The organism is Kribbella sp. NPDC020701 (genome assembly GCF_055562215.1).
In genome coordinates, this window is the sequence record NZ_JBVHFT010000009.1 from 347,777 (window position 1) to 369,802 (window position 22,026).

Sequence of the window (22,026 nt, forward strand, 5' to 3'; positions counted from 1 at the left end):
CAGGTGACCGGGTCCTGGCTTCAGGGTGGCGTCCACGGGCGTCGCCCGAGGCGGGCTGTCGCCCGCCGGTTGGAGCGGCTCGGCGATCTCGGGGCTCGGCCGGAGGACACCCACGACGAGCGGCTCCGACAGGGCACGCTCATCTTCTCGTCGCTGCTGATCGCGGCGATCTCCACGATCTGGGTGACCACGTACCTCGCCTACGGCGATCCGGTCTCGGCGGCGATCCCAGCCTTCTACCAGGTGATCACCGTGATCGGGCTGGCCGTCCTGGCCCGGACGCGGCGTTTCGCCACGTTCCGCACCACGCAACTGCTGGCGTTCCTGGTGCTTCCGGCCTTGCTGCAGGTCTCGCTCGGCGGCTTCGTGGCCTCGAGCGCGATGATCCTCTGGGCGGTGTTCACACCACTGGCCGCGCTCGCGCTGCTCGGTATCCGGCGCTCCGTGGCGTGGCTGGTGGCGTTCTTCGTCGAGCTGGCCGTGCTCGCCCTGATCGATTCCCGACTCGCCCAATCCCCGTCGGCACTGCCACCCGGCTTCGTGGAGACGTTCCTGGCGCTGAACATCGCAGGCGTCATGGTGAGCGCGTACGTGATGCTCGGCTATTTCGTGGAGCAACGGGAGCGAGCCCATCGGGATCTCCAGGCCGAGCGGGAGCGTTCGGAGCGGCTCCTGCTCAACGTGCTGCCGGAGCCGATCGCCGAGCGCCTCAAGACGGAGCCAGGGGTGATCGCGGAACACTACGACGCTGTGAGCGTGCTCTTCGCCGACATCGTCGGCTTCACGGCACGATCGGCGATGATGGCGGCGGCGGACGTCGTGAAGCTGTTGGACCAGGTGTTCTCCGCGTTCGACCGGATCGCCGACGCCGAGGGGGTCGAGAAGATCAAGACGATCGGCGATGCGTACATGCTGGTCGGCGGGCTACCGAAGCCACGGGCAGACCACCTCGCAGCGGTCGCCCGTACGGCGCTCGCGCTGCGCGACGAGGTCGCCCGGATCGCAGCCCTGCCCGGGCAGGAGTGGCTCGAGGTCCGGATCGGAATCGACTCGGGACCGGTGGTGGCAGGCGTGATCGGCCGGCGCAAGTTCATCTACGACCTCTGGGGCGACACTGTGAACACCGCGAGCCGGATGGAGTCCCACGGCCCGCCCGGCGAGATCCAGGTCACGGGACGGGTCGCCGCCGCCCTCGGCCCGGAGTTCGCCGTACGTCCGCGCGGCACCATCGAGGTCAAGGGAAAGGGCCCGATGCAAACCTTCCTCCTCGACCGCCCCTAGCACCCGCCAACGACCGCTCGGCCGGCCCCGCTTGGCCTGTTGTCGGGCGAACGGAGCTGCGACCCTGTGGTTATGGGCGAGGGGGCGACTGGTCCGCGTGACCTGAGTACGCAGGCTCGGTGGGCGGTGGGGAAGGCGGCTCGGAAGCGGGAGCCGCGGCGGACTCATGCCGAGTGGGAACCGGCTCCCGATCGGCCGGACCCCGTCGACATCCTCGAGGAACAGGCCGCGACCCGCGAGCAGGACCTGGTCCCGATCCGTTACGGCCGGATGCTGTCGTCGCCGTTCGCCTTCTTCCGCGGAGGTCCGGCGATCATGGCGAACGATCTCGCCGGGACTCCCACGAGTGGCATCACCGTTCAGGTGTGCGGTGATGCGCACCTGGTCAACTTCGGACTGTTCGCGTCGCCGGAGCGGGACCTCGTCTTCGATGTGAACGATTTCGACGAGACGCTGCCGGGGCCGTGGGAGTGGGACGTGAAGCGCCTGGCGGCGAGCGTTGCGATCGCTGCCCGGCAGAAGGGCCTCGGTCACGACCAGCAACGTGCTGCGGCTTGGCTGACCGTGCGTGGTTACCGAGAGGCCATGCTCGACTTCGCCGGGTTGGCGACGATCGAGCTGTGGTACCTGCACATGTCGTCCGATCAGCTGAATGACATTGCCCGGCAGCTGGAGGCGGAGTTCGGAGTCAGGGCACCCAAGCTTGCTCCTGACCGGCTGGAGAAGATCTTCGCGCGGGCCAGGGAGCGCAACAGTCTGGGCGCCCTGACCAGGCTCTGCCGGAGGGACGGTACGACGGTACGTCTGGCCAGCCGCCCGCCACTGCTGGTCCCAGTCCGGCAACTGTGGGCCGCCGACGACGCGAACCGAGTTGCCGCGGGCGTTCAGCTGGCCTTCGACAGGTACCGGGCGAGCCTTGGAGACGACCGGCGAGCGCTGCTCGACCAGTACGAGATCGTCGACATGGCGCGGAAGGTGGTGGGCGTCGGAAGTGTCGGCACCCGCTGTTTCGTGGTCCTGATGCGGGGCAAGAGCCGGGACGACGTGCTGTTCCTCCAGGTCAAGCAGGCAGAGGAATCCGTGCTCGAGCCGTACCTGAAGGGCAGCGGCTATCCGAATCACGGGCGTCGGGTGGTGGCCGGCCAGCGTCTGCTCCAGGCATTGTCGGACGAGTTCCTCGGCTGGTCGACAGCGCCGAGCGGAAACGACTACTACGTACGTCAGCTCTGGGACATGAAGGGCGAGATCGACCCGTCGAAGCTCACTCCCGGCGGCCTGGGCATCTACGGCGCCCTGTGCGGCTGGACTCTCGCTCGCGCACACGGCAGAGGAGGCGACGAGGTCGCCATCGCGGGCTACCTCGGCAAGTCCGACACCTTCGACCACGCAATCGCAGACTTCGCCGTCACCTACGCCGACATCAACGACCGAGACCACAAGAAACTCGCGGAGGCGGTCGACGCAGGAAGACTCGAGGCCGCGACCAATCTCTAACCCGCTGTGTCCCTACTTTGTGGGAGGGGAGCAAGGGTTGAATCTGCGGCGGCGTCGAGTCCGGGAATGGTGTTCCGTCAGGGGCCGATGACGCCGATACCTTGAGTGCAGTTGGCGGGCTGGTCGTTGCCGCTGATCTTGAAGTCTTCACAGGTCAGCACGCGAGGGTGCTGGGTGCCCAGCGTGAAGGACAGGACGACGACCAGCGCGATCGCTCCGATCGCCACGACATTGTCGCGTGGGCGACGTACAGACTCCACGTCCGGAACGACCATGACGAGGACGAGCGCGACCATCGCGGGGAACCCTGCGAGTGTCACTACCACGCCAAGCCAGAACAGGACGTCGTGGCCAGGGCTGGTGGTGTCGGCGGGGGTCAGCAAGGTCAACAAGATCCAGACCGACGGGAGCAGAAGTGAGTAGACGGCGGGCTGCGCGCGCCGTCCGAGCAGCAGCACGGCGACGACGAACGCCGCTGTGGCCGCCGCCCACAGTGCAAAGATCTGCTCGAAGAAGATCACCCGGTACACGCCAAGGGTGAAGGCCGGCCACCACACGATGAGCGTTGTCGCGACCGTGATGGTGGCCAGCCGCCGCAATCCCAGGTCGGTCTGGCGAGCGTCGCGCGAAAGGTTCGGCTGGTCAGTCATCGGCGTCACGCATCGTGAGTGCGCTTACTCACTGGTGTCGAGGTCGCCTTCCAGCTCTGCCGAGGCCACCTCGATGGCGACTTCGAGCGCCAGCGCGATGCGGCCTGTCGCCGCGGCGACGCGCGAGGTTCCGACAATGGGTGCGATCGCGGCGAGGACGCCGCGTACCTCGTCGACGCCGAGGCCGACCTCGGCATCGACGGCCAGGTTCAGGGCGTAGGACACGGCAGGCGCGCCGCTGGCCACCAGGGCGGCGAGTCTGACGAGCGCGATGGATTGCACATCGAGGCTCGACGTGGCCACGGAATCGACGGTCATGCGCTCCAGGAGGTCGAGAACGGGGGTTTCCGATGCGGCGAGGTCCGACATGGCTTCTCCTCAGAAGGTCTGCTGCGACGGCGAGTCCGGCGCCACAGCCCACCCTGCGCCTGCGATCGATGCGAGGCATCACACAGATCGAACGAACCCCATCGCGACCTCAGCCCGAGGGTTCCTCTTGGAGAGGTTCGGGCGCGGCCTTGGACTTCGGCTCCTTGCCCGGCGCCGGCGTCCCGGCGATGAGGGGCAAGGCCCACCGTGTGCGGGGGTCGGCGTCGACCAGCAGGGCCTTGGTGAGCAGCGTGAGTGGTACGGCGAGCAGCGCGCCGAGCGGCCCGATGACCCAGGTCCAGAACACCAGGGACAGGAAGGTCAGCATCGCCGTGAGTCCCACGGCGTCGCCCACCACGCGTGGCTGGATGACCGACTGGATCACGAAGTTGATCACGCTGTAGACCACGATGACCGCGATCATCTGCCCGGGACCGCTGTCCAGCAGCGCGATCAGCGCGGGTGGGATCACGCCGATCACGAAGCCGATATTGGGAATGAAGTTGGTGACGAACGCGAGCACCGCCCACACGAACGCCCCGGGTACGCCCATGATCTGCAAGGCGATGCCGTCGAGGACCGCGACGACCAGTCCGAAGCCGGCCGAGACGCCCATGTAGCTGCGAGCGCCCCGCGCGAAGTTGTCCAGCGCGGCCACGGGGTTGGGGAAGTGTTCGCCCACCGTGGCCAGACCCCGGCGGAGGGAGTCGGTGTCGAAGGCCATGAAGAGCAGGACGGTGAACAGAAAGAAGAGATTGCTGACAACTGCCAGCGTGCTGGACAGTACCGACATCGCGAGGTCGACGATCCGCGCCGGGTCGACCGCTTCGACCACGGCGTTGATCTGATCCTGCTTGACCCCGAGGCCGCGCAAGGTGTTGCCCACGCTCGCGACCGCCTCGTTGATCTGGGCGGTGTACCCGGGGAGCAGCGCGGCCAGCTGCGCCACCGAGACGATCAGTGCGAGGGTGAGGAGGAAGAGCAGCAAATACGCGGCGACCAGCATGATGGCCGAGGCGGCCCATTCGGGAAGACGATGCCGCTCGAGCCGGCGGCGGATCGGGTGCAGGGTGACCGTGATGACCAGGGCCAGGAACACCGGCCCGACAATGTCGGCGATGGCCCGGACTCCGACCAAGGCGATCGTGAAGGCGGCGGTTCCCAGGAGCAGCGTCAGGGCGAAAGGCCGGGTCCGCTCGTAGACGTCGCGTGCCGAGCTGGGCGTGTTCATCATCTGATACCTCCTGCCGCCGCCGGTAGGTACGACGGTCGGCGGCGCCGGGTCACCTCGCGACGTCGAGTGCAATGATCGCCACTGCCCAGAACGGGTTGTAGGGGATGAACGCGAAGCTGCAGTTCCCGCGCGATGAGCCGCCGTCGCCGCCGGGCAGTCAGTGGCTTCATGGGCGCAGCTCGTTCATGGTCAGGCTTTCCCGTTGCACTGCGCAGCGTCCGAGCGCAGTCTCGAGTAGACACCCCGCGCGGGCCACGGCGCCGCGTCCGCCACCGGCTCCACCGCGTTGCGCAGCCGCCGCGCCTGTTCGTAGTAGCCGGTCGCCATGATGACCTCCGTCGTCACCGCTCGCTCGATGCTCCGATCGCACTCGTAAGGAGAGGGCACCGCATCATGCAGATTGCGTGAACCTGCGAATCCGCTTTCATTCGCCGGGGATGAGGTCCTCATGCCGCGGTAAACGTAGGTTCTGGGTCGTGTGGGAGGGACCTGGCGCCGCGGCTCCGGCTGCGGTTCAGCTTGACCAATCCCTGCTCGAGGCCAAGCTCTCGATTCCACAGCCTCGCCGGGGTTCGGTCAGTCGCGCCGAGATCGTCGATGCGACGCGCGCGAGCGGCTGCCGCGTCGTCGGTGTGACCGCACCCGCGGGCTACGGCAAGACGACCCTGCTGGCGCAATGGGCGCTCGTCGAGGATCGTCCGGTCGGCTGGGTGTCCCTGGACCGCTACGACGACGACCCCGCGGTTCTGCTCACACTGCTGGCCTCGGCCTTCGCTCGGGTCTCGCCGGACAACGCCGGCCTGGCCGCCGACATGGGCGGCCTGTGCGTGGATGTGCTGGGCCGTGCCGCGCCGCGCCTCGCCTCGGCATTCAGGTCGAGTCCGGAACCGTTCGTGCTCATCGTGGACGATCTTCATGAGCTCCGTGCGTCCGCCTGTCACGACGCCCTGGGCGTGGCGATCTCGGGAATACCCGAAGGCTCCCAGCTGGTCGTGGCAAGCCGGTTCGAGCAGCCCCACCTGCCACGGCTCCGCGCGTCGGGTGACGCGGTGGAACTCGAGGCGGGCGACCTGGCGTTGGACGAGACCGGCGCCGAGCAGATCTTCGCCGAAGCTCGCGTCGGCATCCCTCACGAACAGGCGGCCGCGGTGACCGAGCGGACCGAGGGCTGGCCAGTCGGCCTCTACCTCGCCGCGGTGATCGCGCGCCACGACCGCGACCGGGGGCTGAAAGTCTCCGGCGACGACCGTTATGTGGCTGACTACTTGTACCGCGAGTCCTTGATGCTGCTGCCCAAGAAGACCCAGCGCTTCCTGCGGCGTACGGCGGTGCTCGATCAGCTGTCTGCCCCGCTGTGTGATGCTGTCGTGGGCGAACCCGGCGGGCAGGAGCGGCTGCGCGGTCTGGAGGCGTCGAACTCGTTCTTGATCCCGCTCGACCGTCGCCGGGAGTGGTTCCGCTACCACGCGCTGTACCGGGAGTTCCTCCTCGGGGAGCTGCGACGCGTCGAGCCCGAGGCCCTCACCAAACTGCATCTTCGCGCCGCCGACTGGTACGAGACGAACGGATCTCCGGCCGTGGCCGTCGAGCACCTGCTGAACACCACTGAGTGGGACCGGTGCGTCCAGATGATCGCAGCCCTGGTGCTGCCGACGTACAACGCCGGCCAGATGTCGACCGTCCAGCGGTGGCTCTCGACGCTGGGCGACTCCGCTGTCGAGGGATATCCACCGCTCGCCGTACTGGCGGGCTGGGTGACCGCGTTGACCGGGCAGACTGCGACGGCCGAACGGTGGGCGGAGATCGTGGATGCCGCCTCGTTCGACCAAATGCCGGTGGACGGTACGGCGTCGTTCGACTCCGCTCGGGCCATGCTGCGCGCCGTCATGTGCGCCTCAGGGCCCGAGCAGATGATGGTTGACGCCAGCGCCGCGGTGGCCCAGGAGCCGACGTGGAGCCCTTGGCTCGACACGGCGGTCGTGCTCTCCGCGCACGCGCGTCTGCTCGCTGCCGACGTGGGCAGCGCACGGATGCTGTTCGTCGAGGCGGTCGCGATCGGGTCGGCACTCGGCAACACCGACACGGTCGTCGACGGCGAGGCCGAGCTCGCACTCCTGGCGATGGATCACGGACTCTGGGCAGAGGCAGCCGAACGCGTGGAGCGGGCGCTCGCAGTGATCGACGAGCATCGGATGTACGACTACGCGGTCAGCGTGCTCGCCTTCGCCGTGGCGGCTCGCCTTGCGGTGCACCGCGGCGATCTTGCGGAGGCGGACCGAGAGCTCGCGCGGGCGATGCGGGCCCGTCCGTCGTGCACGTACGTGCTGCCCTTCTTCGCAGTGCGCGCCCGCCTGCAGCTCGCCAAGGCATATTCAACACGAGGCGACCAGGCCACCGCTCGCCATCTCCTGCGAGAGATCGACGAGATCCTGCGGCACCGGCCGGCCCTGGGCGCGCTCGTCGACCAGGTGTCAGAGGTCCGTCAGACGGTGGCAGCGAATGCCCAGATCGGAGCGACCCGCGCCCCCCTGACCGGCGCCGAGCTGCGGCTGCTGCCTTACCTGCAGACGCATCTGACGATCGGCGCGATCGGAGAACGGCTGTTCGTCAGCCGCAACACCGTCAGCTCCGAAGTCGCTTCGATCTACCGCAAGCTCGGCGTCACCTCACGCAACGACGCCGTGCAACAGGCCACCCGGATCGGTCTACTCGGCAGCTGACCGCGATCACCCACCAGGCGACATCCCGAAGGTGTCGTCGACGTCGTGCCCCAGCGCCAGCGCCAGCTTCGGGGCCGCCGCAACCACGCGCGGCAGCCCGACGACCGGAATGACCGCTACCAGCACCTCGACGATCTCGGCTACGGTCGCTCCAGCGTCGACGGCGGCATCGGCCTGAGCGCCGTACGACGGAACCGCTCCGCCGACCGCGACCAGAGCCGCGAGCCGCACCAGCGCCAGCGTTCTCGGATCGAGAGTCGGATCAAGCCCCGCGGCTTGGGCGTCCGCACCGCCGCGGACATCTGCGACCAGCCGGTCGTCGTGGACGGCGAGGCGGCGTAGGACGGCGGTGTAGTCCAAGGGAAACGCTTCCTCTCCGGCCAGCACGCCCGACCCCCGTCGTCGGACAAGTCTCGGTTCGGGACACCCCATTGAACGGCGGAGCTGCCACCGCTCGCATCACTCAGATGATGTGAATCGCCCCAGGCCGGCCGCCGGGCGAGCCAGACCGACCCGGAGAAGGGCTGGTTCATCATTCTGCGTCTGTACAGCCCGCTGCAGCCCTTCTTCGACAAGTCCTGGCGAGCAGGAGAGATCGAATCGGTGACCTAGCCCGACTGAGCCTTCCAGGTAGTGGAGAAGGCTGTCGGCGCAGCCCCCAGCACACCTCGACCCCGGTTCCTCTACCAGGCTCGGTGGAGGATCTCGGTGGCTTCGGCGAGGGTGAGGTTGGCTCGGCGGGCGGCTCGGGCGAAGACGGTGGCGGCGGCTCGGGTCTCTTCGTCGTCTACTCGGCTGCGGGAGGCCAGTACGAAGGTGCCGTTGCGACCACGGGTCTCCACGAGGCGTTCGGCCTCTAGTTCTTTGTAGGCGCGAGCGACGGTGTTGACCGCCAGACCGAGGTCACCGGCGAGTTGGCGGACTGTGGGAAGACGCGTCCCCTGCGCCAGCTCTCCGGACCGGATGAGTCCGTCGATCTGGTCCTTCACCTGCTCGTACGGCGGTTTGGCGGCCGCCGGATCCACCGAGATGATCATCCCGGCCAGCTCCCTCCGAGTCTTTGTGCCAAACGTATTGATACAAAGACTCGGAGTCAAGCTCAGTCGAAGTCAGCCGCGGTGTAGGGCTTCTGCTCGACCAGGACCAGCCAGTTGCCGGAGTTGTCCCGCAGCACCGCCTCCACGCCGTACGGGCGATCGGACGGTTCCTGGATGTACTCGACGCCCTTGGCAACCAGTTCGGCGAAGGTCTTGTGGCAGTCGTCGGTGGCCAGACCGACCCCGTGCATCAAACCCTTCGCCATGATCCGCTTGATCGCGGCCGCGGACTCCTCGTCCATCGGCGGGCCGGGCAGCATCAGCGCCAGCTCGAGCTCGGGATGGTCGGACTGGTGCACCGTGCACCAGCGGAAGTCCTCGCTGAGCGTGATGTCCTCCCCCAGCACGAACCCGAGCTTCTCGGTGTAGAACGCCTTCGCCTCGTCGATGTCGTTCACATAGACGGTCACCAGGCTGACGTTGGTGATCACGGTTCCTCCTCGTCGTTGTCGCTGGTACGACGGTAGGCCGCAGCGGCACCCGGTTGCTTCTCCGGAATTGCGGAGTTCAGCCCGAGCATGAAGACGAAGCAGCCCGGGATCCGGGCACCCGGCTGGGTCCGCTGGTACTCGGTCGGCGTCATCCCGACCAGCTCGGTGAACCGCTGCGAGAACGACCCCAGGCTGCTGTACCCGACCAGCCCGCACACCTCGGTCACGGTCAGGTTGGTCGCTCGCAGCAGGTCGGTGGCGCGCTCGATTCGCCGCCGACTCACGTACTGCATCGGCGTCTCGCCGTACTCGGCCGCGAAACAGCGCAGGAAGTGGTACTTCGACACCCCGGCGGCCGCCGCCAGCCCGGCCAGGTCGAGCGGCCCGGAATAGTTGCGGTCAGCAACATCCCGGGCACGCCGCAGGTGCGGCAGCAACTCCACCGGCACGACGATCGACACGATTCGAGCCTAGTCCCCCCGCAGGAACGACTCCACGACCGCGCCGTACCGCTCCGGCTCCTCGACGTTCGGCAAGTGGCTCGACTCTGCGAACACCTCCCAGCGCGCATCCGGGATCAGCTCCGCGTACGGCGCCACGCACACCGGCTGGGCCTCGTCGTACGCGCCGGAGACGACCAGCGTCGGTACGGCGACCCGCGGCAGCCGGTCGACGATCGTCCAGTCCTTCAGGCTCCCGACGACGTGGAACTCACTCGGCCCGTTCATCGTGTGGTAGACGGTCGGGTCGTCCTCGATCGACGCGAACGCCGCCGTCACCTCCGGCGGGTTGGGCACGACCCGGCAGACGTGCCGGTCGTAGAACACCTTCATCGCGGCCTCGTACTCCGGCGAGTCCGTCGTCTCCGCCTCCTCATGCTTGCGCAGCGTCTCCTCGACCTCCGACGGCAACTCCGCCCGCAACGACGCAGCCGCTTCGAGCCACAACGACATCGACGCCGGCGAGTTGGAGATCACCAGTCGCTGCAAACCCGCAGGACGCCGTACGGCGTGCTCCGCCGCCAGCATGCCGCCCCACGACTGCCCCAGCAGGTGGTAGTCGTCCGCGATCTCCAGCTGCTCCAGCAGATTGTCCAACTCAGCCAGGAACAGCTCAACGGTCCAGTACAACGGATCCGCATCAGGCACATGGGTCGAGTTCCCACACCCCAACTGGTCGTAATGAATCACGGGTCTACCGACCGCGAGCGCTGTCAACGACAGCAAGTACTGATGCGTCGCCCCCGGGCCACCGTGGGCGATCACCAACGGGGTGACTCCGCTGCCCAGGTCCCCGGTGATCCGATACCAGGTCTCGCCGGCCGAGAACGGCACTCGGCCTTCACGGCTCGGCGGCAGGATCTCGTACGACTCGGCGATGCTCATCACAGTGTCCTTTCAGGCATCCAGCCAGTCCCGCACGTGCCGGCGGAGGAAGGCGAGGTCGGCGGGGATGTCGCGGGGTGAGCCTGCGCGATGACCCCAGATACTGGGGATCTCCACCAGTTCCGCCTTGCGCAACGAGGCGAGCTCCAGTTCGTTGTCCGCGGTGCGGAAGTAGAGATCGGTGGCCGACGGCATCAGCAGTACGCGAGCCGTGATCGCGCCGAGCGCAGCCTCCAGGTCGCCGTCGTACGACGTACTGATGTCGGCCTCCAGCCACGTGAGCGCCTGTGCGTACTGGTCCGCGGCGGCGCCCTCGGCGAAGCGATCCACCCAGTCGGTCTGCAGGAACGAGTCGAGGTCCGGCGCTCCCAGCACGGACTCGAACAACCGCGCCCGGTAGAAGTCCTGACTCAGCCCCCACCCCGCGTACACGTGCGCGAAAGCGCGCTTGGCGGCGACCGGCTCAGCCGTGAACCGCCCGTTGCCGGCGTACTCGGGAGCGGCTTCGAGGATCCGCAGCAGGCCGGACAGGAAGACCCGGTTGTGCGGCGAGGTCCGCGCGCTCCCACAGACGACGATCGCGCGCTCGACGAAGCCGGGATAGAGCGCCGCCCAGTGGTACGCCTGGCCGGCGCCCATCGAGAACCCGTACGCCGCGGCGAGTCGATCGATCCCGAACAGCTCGGTCAGCAGCCGGTACTGCGCGTGCACGTTGTCCGCCATCGTGACGAGCGACGGAAACTCCGGATCCGTCGACGCGCTCGACGAGAGCCCGTTGCTGAACATGTCCGGGATGACGACGAACCACCGCTCGGGGTCCAGCACCCCATCGGACCCGATCAGCCACTCCTGGGTCTCGTGCGTCGCGCCGTAACTGCACGGGTAGACGATCACGTTGTCGCGCGCCGGGGAGAGCGTGCCGTGGGTCTGCCAGGAGAGCTTGGCGTTGCGGATGACACCGCCCTTCTCGAGCTTGAGGTCGCCGAGTTCGAAGCTGCCGGTTCTCATGCCAGGACGCCGGCCGGGAGCAGGGCGTGGACTCCCCAGGTCTGGTTCGCGACCTGGGTGATGCGGAGATCGACGGCGGTACTGGCAAGCGCCAGGGCGGTGCTCTTGCCGACGTCGAGGATCGCCTGCATCCAGCGCACCATCGCGTCCAGCGCGTCGCCGGTCGCGACATTCAGGTCGGCGTCGAACCCGAACGTGATCCGGCCGGCCGGGGTCTCCGCGTGGATCGACTCGATCGGACGCGGCTCGCGGACCAGGTCGACGGTCAGCGTCGTGGTCATCGGGCACTCGATCGCCGTACCGCCCACCTCACCATCGCCTTGGGCGGCGTGACCGTCGCCGAGGCTGAGCATCGCATCGGCGACCGCGACCGGCAGGTAGAGGGTCGATCCCGCGACCAGGGACTTGCAGTCGATGTTGCCGCCACCGACTGCTCGCGGCGGGATCGTGGAATGCTCGCCGCCGGCCTCGGGAGCCACGCCGATGACGCCGAGGAACGGTGCGAGGTCACGGGTGAAGCCGCCGTTGCAGCGGCCGGTTCCAGCATCAGGATCGAGATCCCAGAGCAGCCAGGCCGGTTGATCGGTGACGCCCAGCCGCTCGGTGACCGGCGACTTCAGGGCGCCGGCGACGGTCCAGCCCCAAGGGTCCGGAGTGAGGGAGACCAAGTGGATCGCGAGCACGTCACCAGGCTGTGCGCCGCGGACCGCGATCGGCCCGGTCAGGCAGTGGCCGCGAGCCTCGTCGATCATCTTCGGCTGCTGCTCACCAGGTGTGGTCTGGGGCGACAGGTAGCCCGAAGCATCCAGCGAATAGACGGTCAGCGTATCGCCGGGGTCGATCGTCAGCACCGGCGGCAGTTCGGCGCTGAACACGTCGACGGTGGTCTGGGGGGTTGCGTCGAGCTTGTGGTCCATCGTCTACCTCGCGGGCGTCAGGACGTGCGTGGTCAGGGGGTGGTGGCAGGCGACGGCATGCAGTCCGTCAGAGGGTTTCAGTACCGGAACCTCCGTGGCACAGCGGTCGGTCGCCAGCGGGCACCGGGTCCGGAAATGGCAGCCGCTCGGTGGATCGATCGCCGACGGCAACTCTCCACCGAGACCGGCCGAACGGGCAATGGCCTCCCGGTTCTTCGCCGAGTCCGGCACCGGGATCGCCTTGATCAGCCCGGCCGTGTACGGGTGGCGCGGTGCGCTGTAGACGTCCTCACCGGCTCCGAGCTCGACGAGCCGGCCGAGGTACATGACGCCGATCCGGTCGGCCAGGTACTTCAGCAGCGACAGGTCGTGCGAGATGACGACGTACGTCTGGCCGTACCGCTCCTGCAGCGACCGCATCAGGTTCAGGATCTGCGCCTGGACCGAGACGTCCAGCGCGGACACCGGCTCGTCCGCGACGATCACCTTCGGCCGGAGCGCCAACGCCCGGGCCATCGCGATCCGCTGCCGCTGGCCACCCGAGAACTCGTGCGGGTACCGCTCCGCCGCCTCGCGTGGCAGTCCGACCGCCGCCAGCAGTTCGGCCACGGTACGGCGTCGCTCGCGCCGGGTGCCGATTCCCTGAGCCACCAGCGGCTCCGCGATCAGAGCGGCAACGGTCATCCGCGGATCGAGCGCGGCAGCCGAGTCCTGGAACATCATCTGCAGATCGCGCCGGCGCTTGCGGAATCCGGTCCGGCTCTGCGCCGACAGATCCCGGCCGTCGAAGCTGACGGATCCACTGGTCGGCCGTTCCAGCCCGACCAGCATCCGCCCGAGGGTGGTCTTGCCGCAGCCCGACTCCCCGACGATGCCCAAGGTCTCCCCGGCCGCGATCGTCAGCGTCACACCGGAGACCGCCTGTACCGCGCGCGATCCGGCGAACGGCCGCTTCGACCGCACCCCGAACCGCTTGTGCACGTCGAACAGCTGCACCAGCGAATCGGTGCCCCGCGGCTCCCCGGCCTCCCGGGCGCCGGCCACCGCCGCGGCGGCCGAGGTACTTCCATCGGCCGGATGAAGGCAGGCGTGCAGGTGATCCCCGCCGATCGACGACGGATCGGTACGGCGGCAGTCGTCCTGCGCGAACGCACACCGCGGGGCGAAGCGGCACCCCGGGGCCAGGTCGAGCAAGTTCGGCGGGCTGCCGGGAATCGTGGCCAGCTCCGCGTTCCGGTCGAGCTCCAAGGTCGGCATCGCCGCGAGCAACGCCTCGGTGTACCGATGGCGCGGCGCCTCGAACAACTCCCGTACGCCGCTCTGCTCGACCACCTGTCCGCCGTACATGACGGCGACCCGATCGGCGTACTCGGCGATCACCCCCATGTCGTGGGTGATCAGCAGAACACCCATCGACAGCTGTGCCTTCAGGTCGTCGATCAACGTCAAGATCTGGGCCTGGATCGAGACGTCCAGCGCGGTCGTCGGCTCGTCGGCAATCAGCAGCTTCGGATCGCACATCAGTCCGAGCGCGATCATCACCCGCTGCCGCATCCCGCCGGACAGCTGGTGCGGGTAGTCGTCGAGCCGCTCGCGCGGTCGCGGCATCCCTACCAGTCCGAGCACCTCCGTCGCCCGAGCCGTCGCCGCGGCACGGCTGCCGTCGACGTGGATCCGGTACGCCTCCCGCAGCTGACTGCCGATCGTCCGGACCGGGTTCAGCGAGGTCATCGGGTCCTGGAAGATCATCGCCAGCTCGCTGCCGCGCACCTTGCGCATGGCCGGCTCGTCCAGGTCGGTCAGCTCGCGGCCGTCGAGCCGGATCGAGCCGCCGGCGATCGACCCACCGGGTGGCAGCAGCCTCATGATCGACATCCCGGTCATCGTCTTGCCGGAACCCGACTCCCCCACGACACCAAGGGTTTCCCCGGCGCGGACGGCGAAACTCACCCCGTCGACAGGACGGATCCGGCCCCGTGCGGTGTCGATCTCGGTCCGCAGCCCGGTCACCTCAAGCAGACTCATGTGCGATGTCACCTCCGTGACGGGACAGCCGGATGGAGAGCCGGCGGAAGCTTCGCCCGAACCTGATCCCGGCCCGCGGATCCAGCACCCGCATCAGGTGATCGCCGGAGAAGTTCGCGAGCAGGATCGTTGCCATGATCGCGAGCCCGGGAAACGTCGACAGCCACCAGGCGTCGGCCAGATTGGTCGCCCCCGCGGCCAGGTCACTCCCCCAGTCCGGCGCCGGCAGCCGGACACCGAGACCGAGGAAGCTCAGGGTGGTGGCGGTCAGGATGCCCCAGCCGATCGCGCTGCTGCCGAGCACGACCACCTCGGTCAGCAGGTTGGGCAGCAGGTGCCGCCACGAGGTGCGCAGCGTGGTCGAGCCGAACACCCGGGCCGCCTCGACGTATTCGACCTTGCGGAGCCGGCGGACCGAGGACTCGACCACCCGGGCGAAGCCGGGGGTGAAGGCGATCCCGATCGCCAGCACGATGCTGCGGACACCCGATCCGGCAGTGGCGATCAGGATCAACGCGATCAGCAGTACCGGCAGGGCGAGGAACACGTCCACCAGCCGCATCACCACGGCGTTGAGCCAGCGCGGAGCCACGCCGCCCAGTACGCCGATCGCGACACCCGCCGCGGTGGCGACAAGCACTCCCAGGAAACTCGCGATGAGCACCGGGCGCGCGCCGTACACCGTGCGGCTGTAGACATCGCGGCCCAGCAGATCCGTGCCGAACAGATGGCTGCCGCTTGGCCCCTCGAGATGCGCGTCGCTCGTCGCGACCGGATCGACGTGCGCCAGCGCGCCGGGCGCGACCAGCAGCAGGAGCACCAGCAGTACGGCGACGCTCAGCGCTGCCCATTTGAGCCGGCTCATGCGGCAGCCTCCTGCCGGGTCCGCGGGTCGATGGCGCCGACGATCAGGTCCACGCCGAGATTGATCACGACGTACGCGATGCCGATCACGACCACAGCACCTTGGACGACCGGGATGTTCTTGCTGGTGATCGAGGTGGCCAGGAAGCTCCCCAGCCCGGCCCGGCCGAAGATCACCTCGGTGATGGCGGCACCGGTCAGGATGTTGCCGAACTGCAGGCCGATCGTGGTGACCGCCGGCACCGAGGAGTTCCGCAGTACGTGCCGCAGGAGCACTCGCAACTCACCACTGCCGCGCGCCCGGGCGGACTTCACGTAGTCACTGCGCAACTCGTCGATCACCCGGCCGCGGACGAGCCTGGTCAGGATCGCCGCGTAGCCCCAGCCCAGCGAGACCGCGGGCAGCACCAGGCTCTTCGCCGTACCGTCGTCGATCGCGGACAGCAGGTGCAGCTTGACGCTGAAGACCAGCACGAGCAGCAGGGCGAGGAAGAAGTACGGCACCGCCACCCCGGCGAACGAGATCCACCGCGCCACAGTGTCCAAGATCGAGCCGGGACGCATCCCCGCGACCAGTCCCAGCGGTACGCCGACCAGCACCGCCACGAGCATCGAGGCCGCCGTCAGGATCAGCGTGCTCGGAGCCCGGGACAGCAACTCGTGGCTGACCGGGGTCTGGGTCAGGAACGACGTACCCAGGTTGCCGTGCACCAGGTTGATCGCGAAGTCGGCGTACTGCCGCCACAACGGATCGTCCAGACCGAGTTGCTGCCGCAGTGTCGCGATCTGCTCCGGTGACGCGTTCGCGCCGTACAGGATCACTTTGGCCGGATCGCCCGGTACGACGTGCACCAGGACGAACGCGATCAGGGTGATGCCGATGACGACCGGGATCGCCGCGCCCAGCCGGCGCGCCACGAACAGCGTCATCAGCCGACCGTGGCGCTGTGGAACGCCAGGTAGCCGTTGAGGGTCTGGTGCAGGTTCTGCACCTTCGGCGACAGTGTGAACGCCCCGGCCACGTCCCACAGGGGCAGGTACATGGAGTCCTGCATCAGCTTCGCGCCGACCTGTTCGTACAGGCCGTTGCGGGTGGCGTCGGCGGCGGTCGCGTTCGCCGTGGCGATCAGCTTGTCCACTGCCGGGTTGGCGTAGTGCGACCAGTTGAAGCCGGACTTGATCGCGTTCGAGTTGACCCAGATGTTGAGCAGGTAGGGGTCCGCGCCGTAGTAGCCGAACGAGCCCAGGTTGTGCGCACCGGAGTTGAAGCTCGCCTGCGCCGCGGCGAACGGCTGTACGCCGGTGTTCGCGCTGAACCCCACTTTCTGCAGCTCCGACACGACGAACTGCGTCGGCAACTCCAGGCCGCCACCGCCGAACAGGATGATCTCGAGGTTCAGCTTCTTGCCGTTCTTGGTCCGGGTCCCGCCATCGCCGACCGTCCAGCCGGCCTGGTCGAGCAGTTGGCCGGCCTTGTCCGGGTCGTAGGAGTAGGTCTTGCTCGCCGCCTCGCTGAAACCCGGCGTGATCGGGGTGAGCACGTTGTGCGCGGGCTTGTAGACGTCGTACAGGACGTCCTTCACGAGCGTGTCCTGGTCGACGGCGTACATGATCGCCTGCCGCACCAGCGGGTCGTCGGTCGGCGGTTTGGTCACGTTGATCGGCATCCCCAGCGGCGTACCGATGGAAGGCACCAGCAGCTGCTGGAACTTGCCGGACTTCTGCGCCGCGGAGATGTTGTTGGGCGGCAGGTTCATCGCGATCTGCAACTGCCCGCTCTGCAAGGCGTTGTAGCGACCGCTGTCGTCGGTGACGATCCGGAAGACCAGCTTGTCCAGCTTGGCCGGACCGTCGCCCAGTACCTTCGGACCCCAGGTGTACTTCGGGTTCTTCAGCAGTGTCAGCTGGCTACCGGCCTGGTAGCTCTGGAAGCTGAACGGCCCGGTCCCGACCGGGTTGTTCCCGAATCCGGTCGGCCCGTACTTCGCCAGCGCGGTCGGTGAGGAGATGCCGAAGTTGCCGGCCGCCTGCTGGTGCAGGAACGACGCGTTCGGCGCCGTGAAGACGATCTGGACGGTGTAGTCGTCGAGGATCTTGGTCTCCTTGTACGGCCCGAGCGCCCCGAGACCACTCTTGGACTGGGTCTTCGGATCGACCACGTGGTCGTACGTCGCCTTGACCGCCTTCGCGTCGAACGTCGTTCCGTCATGGAACGTCACGCCCTTGCGCAGCTTGAAGGTGTACACCGAGGCGTCGGGCGAGATCGTCCACGACTCCGCCAGGCCCGGGTGGAAGGCGCTGCCACCCTTTCCGTCGGGCAACCAGTAGACCAGCGGGTCGAACAGCGCGAACGAGATCAGCAGCGTGAGCGCGAGCCCGGTGGCGCCGGGGTCGAGAGTGTCGGGGGTGGCGTTGATCCCCATCGTCAATGTGCCGCCACCGGCGGAGGTGGCCGCGGACGAAGTGTCGTCACCGCAGGCCGTGAGCATCGGGGCGAGGCCGATCCCGGCGGCGAGCCCGCCACCCAGGCCGAGCAGCCTGCGGCGGGAGATCTGACCTGGAAGCGTGAGGTTCATGCGACGTGCTCCTTGGGCAGGCAGGAGAGATGCTGTTCCGTATGTTGTATACGGAACTTGCTACGCCCATGTTTCGTCGCAGGCACGCGACGGTTTCAAAAGGGCCGATTCGTATACAGAATCGGCCGATCACGCAGGGCGGGCCGGCTCCAGGTGCGGGCGGAGCGCGTTGCGGACGCTGAGCACGTGGTGGCGGGCGGCCGCCTCGGCCAGGTCGGGATCACCCGCGGCGATCGCCGCGATCAGGCCGTGGTGCTCGGCCCAGGCGGCCGGGTTCTGCAACGGGGCGCTCTGCCGCAACAGCCACTGACCACGCTTGACCATCGGGATCGCCATGGCGATCAGGTAGTCGTTCCTGGTCAGCTCGAAGATGAGCGAGTGCAGCTCGGTGTGCAGGGTCGACAGGACGTCGAGGTCCTGGTCCGGCCCGGACTCGCTGACCAGGTCGAGAATGGCCCAAGCCCTTGCGATCAAGGCGGTTTCGGGACTCTCGACCGACGCCGCCAGCCGGGCACCCAGCGGCTCGAGGGCGAGCCGGACGTGGAACAGGTCCTCGGCCTGCTGGGCCGACAGTTTGGCCACGAAGGCACCCCGCCGCGCCGTCACGTCGAGGAATCCCTCGGCCTCGAGAACCCGCATGGCCTCCCGGATCGGGTTGCGGGACACCCCCAACTGCTGGGCGAGCCGGTCCTCGACCAAGCGCTCGCCCGGCGGCAGCGAGCCGGCCAGGATGAGCCGCCGCAACTCTGCGGCGACCACGTCACGCAGCGGCCGATGCCCATCACCAACGACAACCGGGTTCGTGGTCACCCGGTTCATCGTATACGAAACCCCGGGGTCACTCCTGACCCCGGGGGCGGCCCTCAAGCTCTACGTGTCCTTGGGCTCCGGCTTGGCGTCGACGCCGGCTTCCTTGCGTTGTTCGGGGGTGATGGCGGCGGGGGCCGCGGTCAGGGGGTCGTAGCCGCCGCCGGACTTCGGGAAGGCGATCACGTCGCGGATCGACTCGGTGCCGGCCAGCAGCGCGGTGATCCGGTCCCAGCCGAACGCGATCCCGCCGTGCGGCGGCGCGCCGAACTTGAACGCGTCGAGCAGGAAGCCGAACTTCTCCGAGGCCTCCTCGTCGGTCAGCCCCATCACCTTGAAGACCCGCTTCTGCACGTCCTCGCGGTGGATACGGATCGACCCGCCACCGATCTCGTTGCCGTTGCAGACGATGTCGTACGCGTACGCCAGCGCCGACCCCGGATCGGTGTCGAACGTCGCCAGCGAGTCCGGCTTCGGCGAGGTGAAGGCATGGTGTACGGCGGTCCACGCGCCCGACCCGACCGCGACATCACCGGCCGCCGTGGCCTCGTCGGCCGGCTCGAACAGCGGCGCGTCGACGACCCACACGAACGACCAGGTCGACTCGTCGATCAGCCCGCCACGACGGCCGATCTCCAGCCGGGCGGCGCCGAGCAGCGCCCGCGACGACTTCACCGGACCGGCGGCGAAGAAGATGCAGTCACCCGGCTTCGCGCCGACGTGGTCGGCGATGCCCGCGCGCTCCTCGTCCGACAGGTTCTTCGCGACCGGACCACCGAGCTCGCCGTCCTGACCCACCAGCACGTACGCCAGCCCGCGCGCACCACGCTGCTTGGCCCAGTCCTGCCACGCGTCCAGCTGCTTGCGCGGCTGGTCCGCACCACCCGGCATCACCACGGCACCGACGTACGGCGCCTGGAACACCCGGAATGGCGTGTTCTTGAAGTACTCCGTGCACTCGACCAGCTCCAGGCCCATCCGCAGGTCCGGCTTGTCGGAGCCGAACCGCGCCATCGCCTCGGCGTACGTCATCCGCGGGATCGGCGTCTGGACGTCGTACCCGACGAGCTTCCAGAGCGCGGTCAGGACCTCCTCGGACAGCGCGATGACGTCGTCCTGGTCGACGAAGCTCATCTCGATGTCGAGCTGGGTGAACTCCGGCTGCCGGTCGGCGCGGAAGTCCTCGTCGCGGTAGCAGCGCGCGATCTGGAAGTACCGCTCCATCCCGGCCACCATCAGCAGCTGCTTGAACAGCTGCGGCGACTGCGGCAGCGCGTACCAGCTACCCGGCTGCAGGCGAGCCGGCACGAGGAAGTCGCGCGCGCCTTCCGGCGTGGAGCGGGTCAGCGTCGGCGTCTCGATCTCGATGAAGTCGTGCCCCGCCAGTACGTCGCGAGCCGCGCGGTTCACCTGGCTGCGCAGCCGGAGCGCGGCGCCCGGGCCCTGGCGGCGCAGGTCGAGGTACCGGTACTTCAGCCGGACCTCCTCGTTCACCGGCGTGGCGTGGTGCTCCTCGACCGGGAACGGCAGCGGCGCGGCCTCGTTGAGCACCTCGACCTCGGTCGCGATGATCTCGATCTCGCCGGTCGGCAGGTTCGGGTTCGCGTTGCCCTCCGGGCGCGGCGAGACCTCGCCGACGATCTTCAGGCAGTACTCCGACCGCAGGCCGTGCGCGGCGTCCTCGTCGCGGATGACGACCTGCACGGTGCCGGTGGAGTCGCGCAGGTCGATGAACGCCACGCCGCCGTGATCGCGTCGCCGCGCCACCCAGCCCGCCAGGATCACGGTCTGCCCGGCGTGCTCGGCGCGCAACGAGCCTGCGGAATGGGTACGGATCACGAGTTCTCCTGAGTGGTGTCGATCTGGGGTCGTACGTCGGCCGCCGGCGGCGTCCACGTGGCCGGGTCGGCCGGCACCTGCTCGCCGCTGCGGATGTCCTTCATCTCGGGACCGTTCTCGGTGCTGAACAGCACGAACGGGATCCCCCGCCGGTCCGCGAACCGGATCTGCTTGCCGAACTTCGCGGCGGCCGGGGCCACCTCGACCGGGATCCCCCGGCTCCGCAGCTGCGCGGCCGTCCGCATCGCGTCGGCCCGGTCCTCTTCGGCGTTCAAGGCCACGAGCACGGCGGTCGGCGTACTGCGGGAGCCCTTCAGCAGCCCCTGCGACACCAGCCGGTGCACCAGCCGGGATACGCCGATCGAGATCCCGACCCCCGGGTACGTCGTCTTGCCGTCGGACGCGAGCGCGTCGTACCGGCCACCGCCACCGACCGACCCGAACGACTCTTGGCCGACCAGGTAGATCTCGTAGACCGCGCCGGTGTAGTAGTCCAGGCCGCGGGCGATCCGCAGGTCGGCCATCAGCAGGCCGGGCGCGTGCTCGGCGGCCGCGGCCATCACCTGGCTCAGCTGCTCGAGGCCCTCGTCCAGAATCGGGTGCTCGACACCGAGCGCACGGACCTGATCGGCGAACGAGGTGTCCGTGCTGGAGATGTCCGCCAGCTGTACGGCGAGCCGTGCCTGCTTGTCGGTCGCGCCGGCCTCGATCAGCCGCTCGACCACCTTCTCCGGGCCGATCTTGTCGATCTTGTCGACGATCCGCAGCACCGAGGTCACGTCGTCCAGGCCGAGCCCGAGGTAGAAGCCCTCGGGGATCTTGCGGTTGTTCACCTTGATCACGAACTCCGGCACCGGCAGCTTGCGCAGCGCGTCCGCGATCACCAGCGGGAGCTCGACCTCGTAGTGGGTCGGCAGGGAGCCTGCGTCGATGATGTCGATGTCGGCCTGGGTGAACTCGCGGTAGCGGCCCTCCTGCGGGCGCTCACCCCGCCAGACCTTCTGGATCTGGTAGCGGCGGAACGGGAAGACCAGCTTGCCGCTGTGCTCCAGCACGTACCGCGCGAACGGCACGGTCAGGTCGAAGTGCAGCCCGAGTGCCGCGTCCTCGTCGGATCCGGCGGCCAGCCGCCGTACGCCGTAGATCTCCTTGTCGGCGTCCTCGCCCTGGTTGGACAAGCGCTCGACCGGCTCGACCGCGCGGGTCTCGATCGACGCGAACCCGTGCAGCTCGAACGTCTCCCGGATCACGTCGAGGAACCGCTGCTCGACGATCCGGTCCTGCGGAAGGAATTCGGGGAACCCACTCAGCGGGCTGAGTTTGCTCACG

At 68.3% G+C, this 22,026-nt stretch carries 21 protein-coding genes; 3 read left to right on the forward strand and 18 right to left on the reverse strand.

Annotated features, from left to right (window positions below; genetic code table 11):
• The first annotated feature begins 3 nt into the window (after positions 1–3).
• Both ACZ3HV_RS23430 and ACZ3HV_RS23435 read left to right on the forward strand, forming a co-directional pair.
• On the forward strand, positions 4–1,281 hold the full coding sequence (locus ACZ3HV_RS23430) for an adenylate/guanylate cyclase domain-containing protein (protein ID WP_465687099.1): 1,278 nt from the start codon (positions 4–6) through the stop codon (positions 1,279–1,281).
• Between the two features lie 72 nt (positions 1,282–1,353).
• Positions 1,354–2,775 carry a DUF2252 domain-containing protein gene (locus tag ACZ3HV_RS23435; RefSeq protein ID WP_465687100.1) on the forward strand — a complete coding sequence of 474 codons (1,422 nt, stop codon included), beginning with the start codon at positions 1,354–1,356 and terminating at the stop codon, positions 2,773–2,775.
• A gap of 77 nt (positions 2,776–2,852) precedes the next feature.
• Here ACZ3HV_RS23435 and ACZ3HV_RS23440 read toward each other — a convergent pair whose 3' ends face one another.
• The 4 genes from ACZ3HV_RS23440 to ACZ3HV_RS23455 all read right to left on the reverse strand — a co-directional run bounded on the left by ACZ3HV_RS23440 (position 2,853) and on the right by ACZ3HV_RS23455 (position 5,373).
• A complete protein-coding gene (locus ACZ3HV_RS23440; RefSeq protein ID WP_465687101.1) occupies positions 2,853–3,425 on the reverse strand; it encodes a hypothetical protein in 573 nt (190 codons plus the stop codon).
• 24 nt (positions 3,426–3,449) lie between these two features.
• Complete coding sequence (locus tag ACZ3HV_RS23445) at positions 3,450–3,794, reverse strand: carboxymuconolactone decarboxylase family protein (protein ID WP_465687102.1); 345 nt, start codon at positions 3,792–3,794, stop codon at positions 3,450–3,452.
• Between the two features lie 109 nt (positions 3,795–3,903).
• Positions 3,904–5,028 (reverse strand): AI-2E family transporter, encoded by a 1,125-nt coding sequence (locus ACZ3HV_RS23450; protein WP_465687103.1) that lies wholly within the window; start codon positions 5,026–5,028, stop codon positions 3,904–3,906.
• A 189-nt stretch (positions 5,029–5,217) separates the two neighbouring features.
• On the reverse strand, positions 5,218–5,373 hold the full coding sequence (locus ACZ3HV_RS23455; protein WP_465687104.1) for a hypothetical protein: 156 nt from the start codon (positions 5,371–5,373) through the stop codon (positions 5,218–5,220).
• Positions 5,374–5,504: 131 nt separating this feature from the next.
• On the opposite strand from ACZ3HV_RS23455, the gene ACZ3HV_RS23460 reads away from it, so the two are divergent.
• Positions 5,505–7,748, forward strand: a complete 2,244-nt coding sequence (locus ACZ3HV_RS23460) for a helix-turn-helix transcriptional regulator (protein ID WP_465687105.1) — start codon at positions 5,505–5,507, stop codon at positions 7,746–7,748.
• Between the two features lie 6 nt (positions 7,749–7,754).
• On the opposite strand, the gene ACZ3HV_RS23465 is transcribed toward ACZ3HV_RS23460, so the two are convergent.
• From ACZ3HV_RS23465 to hisS, 14 genes are all read right to left on the reverse strand, one after another.
• Positions 7,755–8,108, reverse strand: a complete 354-nt coding sequence (locus ACZ3HV_RS23465) for a carboxymuconolactone decarboxylase family protein (protein ID WP_465687106.1) — start codon at positions 8,106–8,108, stop codon at positions 7,755–7,757.
• A gap of 323 nt (positions 8,109–8,431) precedes the next feature.
• Positions 8,432–8,785, reverse strand: a complete 354-nt coding sequence (locus ACZ3HV_RS23470) for a GntR family transcriptional regulator (protein ID WP_465687107.1) — start codon at positions 8,783–8,785, stop codon at positions 8,432–8,434.
• 62 nt (positions 8,786–8,847) lie between these two features.
• On the reverse strand, positions 8,848–9,276 hold the full coding sequence (locus ACZ3HV_RS23475; RefSeq protein ID WP_465687108.1) for a VOC family protein: 429 nt from the start codon (positions 9,274–9,276) through the stop codon (positions 8,848–8,850).
• Positions 9,273–9,737 carry a helix-turn-helix transcriptional regulator gene (locus tag ACZ3HV_RS23480; protein WP_465687109.1) on the reverse strand — a complete coding sequence of 155 codons (465 nt, stop codon included), beginning with the start codon at positions 9,735–9,737 and terminating at the stop codon, positions 9,273–9,275. Before ACZ3HV_RS23480 ends, ACZ3HV_RS23475 begins: the two co-directional genes overlap by 4 nt.
• A 9-nt stretch (positions 9,738–9,746) precedes the next feature.
• Positions 9,747–10,661 (reverse strand): proline iminopeptidase-family hydrolase, encoded by a 915-nt coding sequence (locus ACZ3HV_RS23485; RefSeq protein ID WP_465687110.1) that lies wholly within the window; start codon positions 10,659–10,661, stop codon positions 9,747–9,749.
• Between the two features lie 12 nt (positions 10,662–10,673).
• Positions 10,674–11,669, reverse strand: coding sequence for an alpha/beta fold hydrolase (locus tag ACZ3HV_RS23490; RefSeq protein WP_465687111.1), 996 nt, complete (start codon positions 11,667–11,669; stop codon positions 10,674–10,676).
• Positions 11,666–12,586, reverse strand: coding sequence for an acetamidase/formamidase family protein (locus tag ACZ3HV_RS23495; protein WP_465687112.1), 921 nt, complete (start codon positions 12,584–12,586; stop codon positions 11,666–11,668). The genes ACZ3HV_RS23490 and ACZ3HV_RS23495 overlap by 4 nt, the downstream gene beginning before the upstream one ends.
• A 3-nt stretch (positions 12,587–12,589) precedes the next feature.
• Complete coding sequence (locus ACZ3HV_RS23500) at positions 12,590–14,611, reverse strand: dipeptide ABC transporter ATP-binding protein (protein ID WP_465687113.1); 2,022 nt, start codon at positions 14,609–14,611, stop codon at positions 12,590–12,592.
• A complete protein-coding gene (locus ACZ3HV_RS23505; protein ID WP_465687114.1) occupies positions 14,598–15,476 on the reverse strand; it encodes an ABC transporter permease in 879 nt (292 codons plus the stop codon). The genes ACZ3HV_RS23500 and ACZ3HV_RS23505 overlap by 14 nt, the downstream gene beginning before the upstream one ends.
• Positions 15,473–16,405 carry an ABC transporter permease gene (locus ACZ3HV_RS23510; RefSeq protein WP_465687115.1) on the reverse strand — a complete coding sequence of 311 codons (933 nt, stop codon included), beginning with the start codon at positions 16,403–16,405 and terminating at the stop codon, positions 15,473–15,475. Before ACZ3HV_RS23510 ends, ACZ3HV_RS23505 begins: the two co-directional genes overlap by 4 nt.
• Entirely contained in the window at positions 16,405–18,051 is a 1,647-nt protein-coding gene (locus tag ACZ3HV_RS23515) for an ABC transporter substrate-binding protein (RefSeq protein WP_465687116.1), read from the reverse strand. Before ACZ3HV_RS23515 ends, ACZ3HV_RS23510 begins: the two co-directional genes overlap by 1 nt.
• A gap of 129 nt (positions 18,052–18,180) precedes the next feature.
• Complete coding sequence (locus ACZ3HV_RS23520; protein ID WP_465687117.1) at positions 18,181–18,861, reverse strand: GntR family transcriptional regulator; 681 nt, start codon at positions 18,859–18,861, stop codon at positions 18,181–18,183.
• 60 nt (positions 18,862–18,921) lie between these two features.
• Positions 18,922–20,697 (reverse strand): aspartate--tRNA ligase, encoded by a 1,776-nt coding sequence (aspS, locus tag ACZ3HV_RS23525; protein WP_465687118.1) that lies wholly within the window; start codon positions 20,695–20,697, stop codon positions 18,922–18,924.
• Entirely contained in the window at positions 20,694–22,025 is a 1,332-nt protein-coding gene (gene hisS, locus ACZ3HV_RS23530; protein WP_465687119.1) for a histidine--tRNA ligase, read from the reverse strand. The genes aspS and hisS overlap by 4 nt, the downstream gene beginning before the upstream one ends.
• Between the last annotated feature and the right edge of the window lies 1 nt (position 22,026).